Source organism: Pseudomonas sp. NPDC078416, from assembly GCF_050268485.1.
GTDB lineage: Bacteria > Pseudomonadota > Gammaproteobacteria > Pseudomonadales > Pseudomonadaceae > Aquipseudomonas.
The window spans coordinates 49,965-57,945 of record NZ_JBNNGV010000031.1 but is presented as its reverse complement, the minus strand read 5'-3'; the positions used below and the strand labels follow the sequence as shown (position 1 = coordinate 57,945).

Genomic DNA, 7,981 nt, shown 5'->3' with positions numbered 1-7,981 from the left:
ACCGTGGCAGCCGGGGCGACGATCAGGCTGTTCTTCAGCGCGCGCATCCACTCGGCCGGAGCGAGTGATCGCCTGACGAATCCACCAGGTGGCGTACGTCGAGAACTTGTAACCACGACGGTATTCGAACTTGTCCACCGCCTTCATCAGACCGATGTTGCCTTCCTGGATCAGATCGAGGAATTGCAGGCCACGGTTGGTGTACTTCTTGGCGATCGAAATCACCAGACGCAGGTTGGCTTCAACCATTTCTTTCTTCGCGCGGCGGGCCTTGGCCTCACCGATCGACATCCGACGGTTGATGTCCTTGATTTCCAGGATGGTCAAACCGGTTTCTTCTTCCAGCGCAGTCAGCTTCTGCTGGCAACGCTGAATGTCGGCTTGAAGACGACCAATGGCTTCAGCGTATTTGCTTTTGCCTTTTGCCAATCCATCGGTCCAGCTCTGGTCAACTTCATTACCCGGGAACTGGCGCAGGAAGTCGGCACGCGGCATGCGTGCATCACGAACGCACAGCTGCATGATGGCGCGCTCTTGTGCACGCAGACGCTCAAGGGCACCGCGAACACGCTCGACCAGACCTTCAAACTGTTTCGGAACCAGCTTGATCGGCATGAACAGCTCGGCCAGGGCCAGTAGTTCAGCGTTGGCCTGCTTGCTGCCGCGACCGTGCTTTTTCAGCGCCTTGAGGGCAATTGCCATCTGGTCTGAAACGGCACCGAAGCGCTGGGCGGCGATGACTGGGTCCGGGCCGCTTTCTACCTCGTCCTCTTCGTCATCGGAAGCGTCGTCTTCCTCGTCGTCAGCGCCTTCGACCTTCTCGGCCTTGGGGTCAACGGGCGGCGGGACTTCGGCTGGCGGCGCAATGCCGTCGTCCGGATCGATATATCCGCTCAAAACGTCGGACAGGCGACCGCCTTCGGTGGTGACGCGAGTGTACTCGGAGAGAATGTGCTCAACCGTGCCAGGGAAGTGCGCTATCGCGCCCATCACTTCACGGATGCCTTCTTCGATACGCTTGGCGATTTCGATTTCGCCTTCGCGTGTCAGAAGCTCGACGGTACCCATTTCACGCATATACATGCGCACTGGGTCAGTCGTGCGACCGATGTCGGTCTCAACCGCCGCCAACGCAGCAGCGGCTTCTTCAGCGGCTGCCTCGTCGGTGTCGGCGTCGGCCAACATAAGGGCGTCCGCATCCGGAGCACTCTCGTGTACGGGGATCCCCATGTCGTTGATCATGCGGATGATGTCTTCCACCTGCTCTGGATCTGAAATATCCTCAGGCAGGTGGTCGTTGACCTCTGCGTAAGTCAGATACTTCTGCTCACGACCCAGGGTGATCAACTCTTTGATACGAGACTGCTGTTGCGCTTTTCCGGACATAACACCCTATCCACTGAAGGTCTTGGCGGGCAAAAAACAAGCCGGGGATTATACCCGAGCTATGACCTCACACGCCAGTTGAGGTCGGGGTTTGTGCAGGAACTTTGCGATTTAACAGGTTGAGCAGCTGAACTTTTTCTTCTGCGCTCAGGCCTGACTGCCGTTCCTTCCTGATCAATTGCTCCAGATGTCGCTCGCGTTGGCGGGCTGACAAGCTAGTTATAGTGTCGAAAAACTGTTGTTCAAGGTTATCGGCCGAGATCAGCCATTCCTTTTCCGCCAGTTGACGCAGTAATCGTCCTTGATCGGTGCCATGCCAGCGGGCAATCAACTGCATCGTGCGCAGCTTCGGGTTTTTCTGTGTAGCGTCAATCAGCGCCACCAGAAGCTGCGAATACACGTTTTCTTCATCGGCAAACGTACTGGCGTTGGCGACCTGCGCCGACAGCTCAGGGTGATGCAGTAACGTTCTGAGTGCTGTCAGCGCCGGCGGCTCAACCGTCGCCGGTGTGCGTGGCCCGCGAGGTTCGAAATCAGGACGCTTGCCGTTCTTGTCCCATTTCTTGCCTTTGTCCCAAGGCTTCTTGTCCCATTTCTTCTGCTGACCGCCCGGCGCGTTCGGTGTCCATTCCTGCTGCGCCTGGTAATCATGCTGCTGGTAATCGCCGTAATCCGGCACGGCCTCGTAATCAAAGCCCGGATCGTAGCTGGGCTGAGCCTCCGCCGGAGCGGACTGCATCAATTGGTTGACCGCAGCGGTGTCCAGTCCGGTGATCTCTTTCAAGCGTCGACGCATCAGCTCACGCAAATTCGCGCCCGGCACTTTTTCGATCAGTGGCGCGGCCAGCGTCACCATGTGTGCTTTGCCTTCCAGGGAGCGCGGATCGGCCTCCTTGGTCAGCTGCTCGAAGAAGTAGTCAGCCAGCGGTTGTGCGTGCTGGTTGATTCTCGCCTTGAACGCGTCAGTCCCTTCGGCCCGCACCAGGGTGTCGGGATCTTCCCCTTCGGGAAGAAACAGAAACCTCGCGCGCCGGCCGTCCTGCAAGCCGGGAATCGTGGCTTCCAGTGCGCGCCAGGCGGCGTTTCGGCCAGCCTGGTCACCGTCGAAGCAGAACAACACGTTCGGTACCACACGAAACAGCCGCTTCAAATGCTCTTCACTGGTCGCGGTACCCAGCGTCGCAACGGCATTGCGCAAGCCTTGTTGGGCCAGCGCAATAACGTCCATGTAGCCTTCGACGACGATAATCTCGTCCAGGTTACGGTTAAATTTGCGAGCTTCGAATAAACCGTACAACTCCTGACCCTTATGAAACACCGGGGTTTCAGGAGAGTTCAGGTATTTGGGCTTGTCGTCGCCCAACACGCGCCCGCCAAATGCGATCACACGGCCGCGACTGTCGCGAATGGGGAACATCACCCGGTCGCGAAAGCGGTCGTAGCGTTTGCCGGTTTCGGCATTTTCGATCAGCAGGCCGGCATCGATCATCGCCTTCTGTTGAAGGGTGTCGCTGCTTAAGTGCTTGTAGAGGTTGTCCCAGCCAGGAGGGGCGAAGCCCAGTCCGAAGTCGCGGGCAATCTCGCCTGACAGGCCGCGGCCTTTCAGGTATTCCACCGCGGATTTCCGCGTTGGATGGCTTTTCAGTGCAGCCCGGTAAAAATCGGCGGCGGCTGTTAATAGGGGGTAGAGCGGCGAATCGGTAGGCTGCCTGGGCTTTTGCCCTTTGACGCCTTGTTCGCGTGGGACTTCCATCCCGGCGGCTTTGGCCAGGTCTTCGACGGCCTGGGGGAAATCCAGGTTGTCGTGGTCCATGATGAAGCCGAGGGCATTGCCACCCGCGCCACAACCGAAGCAGTAGTAGAACTGTTTGTCCGGGCTGACGCTGAACGACGGTGTCTTCTCTTTATGGAAAGGACAGCAGGCGCTGAAGTTCTTGCCGGTCTTTTTTAATTGAACGCGTGAGCTGACAACATCGACGATGTCGGTGCGGTTCAGGAGGTCGTCAATAAAACCTTGGGGAATCAGTCCGGCCATGGCGTTCTCATCATCAGGCGCCCCGCCAGAAAGATCGTGGCGAATCCAAACCGTAACGACGGTTGCTTGGTCAGTGTAGACGGGTCAACGCGGCCTGAATCAGGCTGGAAGATATCGACGGGGTTTGTTTCGGTCGCATCTGCGGCGTCAACAGCCTCTGTCTTGTGTTGCTTGATCGGTGTTGCTTGAGGCTAGAACTGCAACTGCCGACAGCCCGGCTTTGAAGGCCGGGCAAGGCAGAAGCTTGCGTCAGACGTCTGTATTAATACAGACGAACGGCGCGGCGCTGTTCGCGCTGTACTTTCTTGGCGTGACGCTTAACAGCAGCAGCTGCTTTACGCTTACGCTCAGAAGTCGGCTTCTCGTAAAATTCGCGGCTACGAACTTCAGCCAGAACACCGGCTTTTTCGCAGGAGCGCTTGAAACGACGCAGAGCTACGTCGAAGGGTTCGTTCTCTTTAACTTTGACGGCTGGCATCCAGAGCTACCTTCATTCATTACCGGGGTCAACGCTTACTGCAACGCTTGCACTAAGTACGTCGGTTTTTAAGGGTTGCGGATGTTAACCCCTTGCTTCGCGGAATGCAAAGCCTCTGATCGAAAAGCACTGGTCGCAGGCATGAGCGGCGACTATTATGCGCGCCTTCGAATTCAGCCTCCACAAGGCGTACCCCATGCTAGTACTGGGAATGGAAACTTCCTGCGATGAGACCGGTGTCGCGCTGTACGACAGCGAACGCGGGCTGCTTGCCGATGCATTATTCAGCCAGATCGACCTGCACCGCGTCTATGGCGGCGTGGTTCCGGAGCTTGCCTCGCGTGACCACGTAAAACGCATGCTGCCCTTGATTCGTCAGGTGTTGGCCGAGGCCGACTGCGCCGTGACCGAGATTGACGCCATCGCTTATACCGCTGGCCCCGGACTGGTCGGGGCGCTGCTGGTGGGGGCTTCGTGCGCGCAGGCGCTGGCGTTTGCGTGGGACATCCCTGCACTGGGTGTTCACCACATGGAAGGGCATTTGCTGGCACCGATGCTGGAGGAAAATCCCCCTGAGTTTCCGTTCGTCGCTTTGTTGGTTTCAGGCGGCCATACGCAGCTGGTTCGCGTCGATGGCATTGGTCTTTACGAGCTGCTTGGCGAAACCCTGGACGACGCTGCCGGCGAAGCCTTCGACAAAACCGCGAAGATGATGGGCCTGAATTACCCCGGTGGTCCGGAGATATCCCGTCTGGCGCAATCCGGTGTGGCCGGGCGTTTCGTCTTTCCGCGTCCGATGACGGACCGCCCCGGGCTGGATTTCAGCTTCAGCGGCTTGAAAACCTTCTCCCTGAACACCTGGCAGCAGTGTCAGAGCGCCGGGGACGACAGCGAGCAAACCCGTTGCGACATCTCGCTGGCCTTCCAGCAGGCGGTGGTGGACACTTTGACCATCAAGTGCAAACGCGCGCTGAAGCAGACCGGGCTCAAACGGCTGGTCATCGCCGGCGGCGTGAGCGCGAACAAGGCGTTGCGCCTGTCGCTGGAGCAGATGCTCGATGGCCTGGGTGGGAATGTCTACTACGCCCGTCCTGAGTTCTGCACCGACAATGGCGCGATGATCGCCTTTGCCGGCTGTCAGCGTTTGCAGGCAGGGCAGAGGGAAAGTCTGAGCATTACAGTCCAGGCGCGCTGGCCGATGGAGCAGTTGCCCGGCCTTTGATGGCAAAGCGGTGCAAGCGCCCGGTTGGGGATGTGAAAGGGTGTGGCGTCAGAAATGCCGTTCACGCCCGGCAAACAGGTCGCGTAGATTGCCCCGATGGCGCCAGACGATAAGCAACGTCAATACGCTCATCGGCAGTAACGCGTGGGGTTCCTGCCATGCGAGCAGCGGCAGCGTCAGCGGTGTGGCGATCAACGACGCCAATGAGCTGGTGCGAGTGAGGTAGAACGTCAGCAGCCAGGCGCCGATCGCGAGCAAGGCGGCTGGCGGATACAAGGCCAGCAACATGCCGGCGGCGGTGGCCACGCCCTTGCCGCCCCGAAAGCGGAAGTACAGCGGGAACAGATGCCCCAGCACTGCGCACAGTCCGATCCAGGCTTGCAGGCGTGGGTCGAGGTCCAAACCTCTGGCGATCAGCACCGGGATCATGCCTTTGCAGACGTCGCCAATCAGGGTCAGCACCGCGAGTTTCTTGCCGGCCAGGCGCAGCATGTTGGTCGCGCCGGCGTTGCCCGATCCACTGGCGCGCGGGTCCGGGCGACCGGTTATGCGGCTGATCAGGATGGCGAAGGACAGTGAGCCGAGCAGGTAGGCGAGGACCGCCAGTAACCAAAACATGCTAACCATTCCGGGCGAGGATGCCTTGATTCTAACGGCGCATCGCGCCCTTGTCGTGCAGCGGAGAGATAGGCTTGGACAGAGTTTTCATTGAAGGTCTGGAGGTCGATACCGTCATCGGCGCCTACGACTGGGAGCGTGGCATTCGCCAGTGCCTGCGTCTGGACCTGAGTTTTGCCTGGGACAATCGGCCTGCAGCCGCGGGGGATGATCTGAGCAAGGCGCTCGATTACGCGAGTGTGTCCGCGCGGATTCAGGCGTTCGCCGAAGCCTCTCAATTTCAGCTGGTCGAAACCTTCGCCGAGCGCCTGGCAGGGGTGCTGATGAGCGAGTTCAATATTCCCTGGCTGCACCTCAAATTGACCAAGCCTGGAGCCGTGCCAGCGGCGAAGGGCGTTGGGGTGGAGATCGAGCGCGGATGTCGCTGACACGGATTTTTCTGGGGCTGGGCAGCAATATCGAGCGGGAGCGCCATCTGTGCGCCGGCCTCGACGCCCTTGCCGGCTTTCTCACCGACATGACCTGCTCGCCGGTGTTCGAAAGTCATCCGGTGGGGATCAAGAGCGGGCCGTTTTTTAATCTGGTGGTTTCGGCGCTGACCGATCTGCCACTGACTGAACTGGACCGTCGGCTCAAATTCATCGAAGCCGATAACGGACGTTATGCCCCTGATCGCAAGGGGCTGCCGCTGGACATCGACGTCCTGCTGTATGACGAGCAGGTCGGCAATTTCGACGGCCTGATTCTGCCCCGGGCCGAAATCCTCAAAAACTCGTTCGTGCTGTGGCCGTTGTCGCTGATCGCGCCGCACCGCCTGCATCCCGAGGCCGGCCTGTCGTTTGCCCAACTGTGGGCCGACGCGAACATCGATCAGAAACTCTGGCCGGTGGCTTTTAAATGGCGTGGCGAGCCACTCACCCCGGCCACCCTGCTGGCTGCCGTGTAATCAGCATAAGACAGGCGTCGAACAGGCAACCAGATTGAGCCGCAGCCAACTCGGCGGCTTAGAGCTGATACGACGCCTTGTACACCTTCAGCGTATCCAGCCGCTCTCGCTTGAGCGCTTCGCCCAGTTGCTGGCCCTGAAAACCTTTCTCCAGCAGCGGCTGTACCGCCACTTGCCGCGCCGCTTCAGCAGCGCCGCGCAGATATTCGGCTTGCGGATACGTGCGCTCCTCAAACCCCTTGCGGCCTCGGGCGTCCATTTCGCAGGCGGCAATGAATTCCTCGAAGCGTTGCGGTCGGCGATACACGTCAAAGCTCTGCAGCAGATCCAGCAGTGTCGAGGGCTTCAGCTCCAGCGCGCGATGGCCGTGGGTGTGATATTCGCCCACCAGCAGCGCCAGTTCCTGACAGTCCCTTGGCACCTTGAAACGCTGGTTCATTGCCTTGATCGCTTTGAGCCCTTTGTGCTCATGGGCGATATGGCGCGGCCATTCCTCTTGCGGCGTGAGTCCCTTACCCAAGTCATGCAGCAGGCACGCCCAACGCACGCTTAACGGCTGTCGGTGCAGGGCGGACTGATGCAAAACGCTGAGAACGTGCACGCCGGTGTCGATTTCAGGGTGATGGGCTTCCGGCTGAGGCACGCCAAACAGCGCGTCGACCTCTGGCATCAGCACGTTCAGGGCGCCGCATTCGCGCAGGACCTCGATGAACACCTGAGGCTCTTTTTCCATCAACGCGCGGGAGATTTCCTTCCAGCTGCGTTCCGCTGTCAGCGCTTCCAGTTCACCCGAACCGCTCAATTGACTCATCAGTTCGAGGGTTTCCGGGGCGATGGTGAAACCGTCGGGGGCATAGCGAGCGGCGAAGCGTGCCACGCGCAGGACACGTAGGGGATCTTCGGCGAACGCGGGGGAAACGTGACGCAATACTCGGGCTTCAAGGTCCTGCTGGCCATGATAGGGATCAGTCAGTTGGCCGTTCTTGTCTTCGGCAATGGCATTGATGGTCAGGTCGCGGCGGATCAGATCTTGCTCAAGCGTGACGTCCGGGTGAGCGTGGAAAACAAAACCGCCGTAGCCTTTGCCGGTCTTGCGCTCGGTGCGGGCCAGCGCGTATTCCTCACCGGTCAGCGGATGCAAGAAGACCGGAAAATCCGTTCCTACCGGACGGTAGCCCTTGACCAGCATCTCTTCGGTCGACGCACCCACTACTACCCAGTCGATGTCAGTGACCGGTTTGCCAAGCAGGCGATCGCGTACTGCGCCGCCAACTTTATAAATCTGCATAAAAAAGC

Annotated in this window: 8 protein-coding genes; 3 read left to right on the top strand and 5 right to left on the bottom strand. The window is 59.4% G+C overall.

Features of this window, described 5'->3' with window-relative positions; translation table 11 throughout:
- From ACQKEN_RS21565 to rpsU, 3 genes are all read right to left on the bottom strand, one after another.
- The coding region (locus ACQKEN_RS21565; protein ID WP_427688592.1) for a sigma-70 family RNA polymerase sigma factor at positions 1–1,386 on the bottom strand (1,386 nt) is incomplete at its 3' end.
- Between the two features lie 67 nt (positions 1,387–1,453).
- Positions 1,454–3,421, bottom strand: a complete 1,968-nt coding sequence (gene dnaG / locus ACQKEN_RS21560; protein ID WP_065991325.1) for a DNA primase — start codon at positions 3,419–3,421, stop codon at positions 1,454–1,456.
- Positions 3,422–3,683: 262 nt separating this feature from the next.
- Positions 3,684–3,899, bottom strand: a complete 216-nt coding sequence (rpsU, locus tag ACQKEN_RS21555; protein WP_002551877.1) for a 30S ribosomal protein S21 — start codon at positions 3,897–3,899, stop codon at positions 3,684–3,686.
- 196 nt (positions 3,900–4,095) lie between these two features.
- Between rpsU and tsaD the strand changes: the two genes are divergently transcribed.
- Positions 4,096–5,121 carry a tRNA (adenosine(37)-N6)-threonylcarbamoyltransferase complex transferase subunit TsaD gene (gene tsaD, locus ACQKEN_RS21550; protein ID WP_108121150.1) on the top strand — a complete coding sequence of 342 codons (1,026 nt, stop codon included), beginning with the start codon at positions 4,096–4,098 and terminating at the stop codon, positions 5,119–5,121.
- Between the two features lie 48 nt (positions 5,122–5,169).
- Here tsaD and plsY read toward each other — a convergent pair whose 3' ends face one another.
- Positions 5,170–5,739, bottom strand: coding sequence for a glycerol-3-phosphate 1-O-acyltransferase PlsY (gene plsY / locus ACQKEN_RS21545; protein ID WP_074886952.1), 570 nt, complete (start codon positions 5,737–5,739; stop codon positions 5,170–5,172).
- 74 nt (positions 5,740–5,813) lie between these two features.
- Here plsY and folB point away from each other — a divergent pair, with 74 nt between their 5' ends.
- Together folB and folK are read left to right on the top strand one after the other, a co-directional pair.
- Positions 5,814–6,167 carry a dihydroneopterin aldolase gene (gene folB / locus ACQKEN_RS21540; RefSeq protein WP_427688589.1) on the top strand — a complete coding sequence of 118 codons (354 nt, stop codon included), beginning with the start codon at positions 5,814–5,816 and terminating at the stop codon, positions 6,165–6,167.
- The gene (folK, locus tag ACQKEN_RS21535; protein WP_427688587.1) at positions 6,158–6,685 is read left to right on the top strand and encodes a 2-amino-4-hydroxy-6-hydroxymethyldihydropteridine diphosphokinase; all 528 of its coding nucleotides are present in this window, start codon (positions 6,158–6,160) and stop codon (positions 6,683–6,685) included. The genes folB and folK overlap by 10 nt, the downstream gene beginning before the upstream one ends.
- A 58-nt stretch (positions 6,686–6,743) precedes the next feature.
- Here folK and ACQKEN_RS21530 read toward each other — a convergent pair whose 3' ends face one another.
- Entirely contained in the window at positions 6,744–7,973 is a 1,230-nt protein-coding gene (locus ACQKEN_RS21530; RefSeq protein ID WP_427688585.1) for a multifunctional CCA addition/repair protein, read from the bottom strand.
- Positions 7,974–7,981 lie beyond the last annotated feature (8 nt).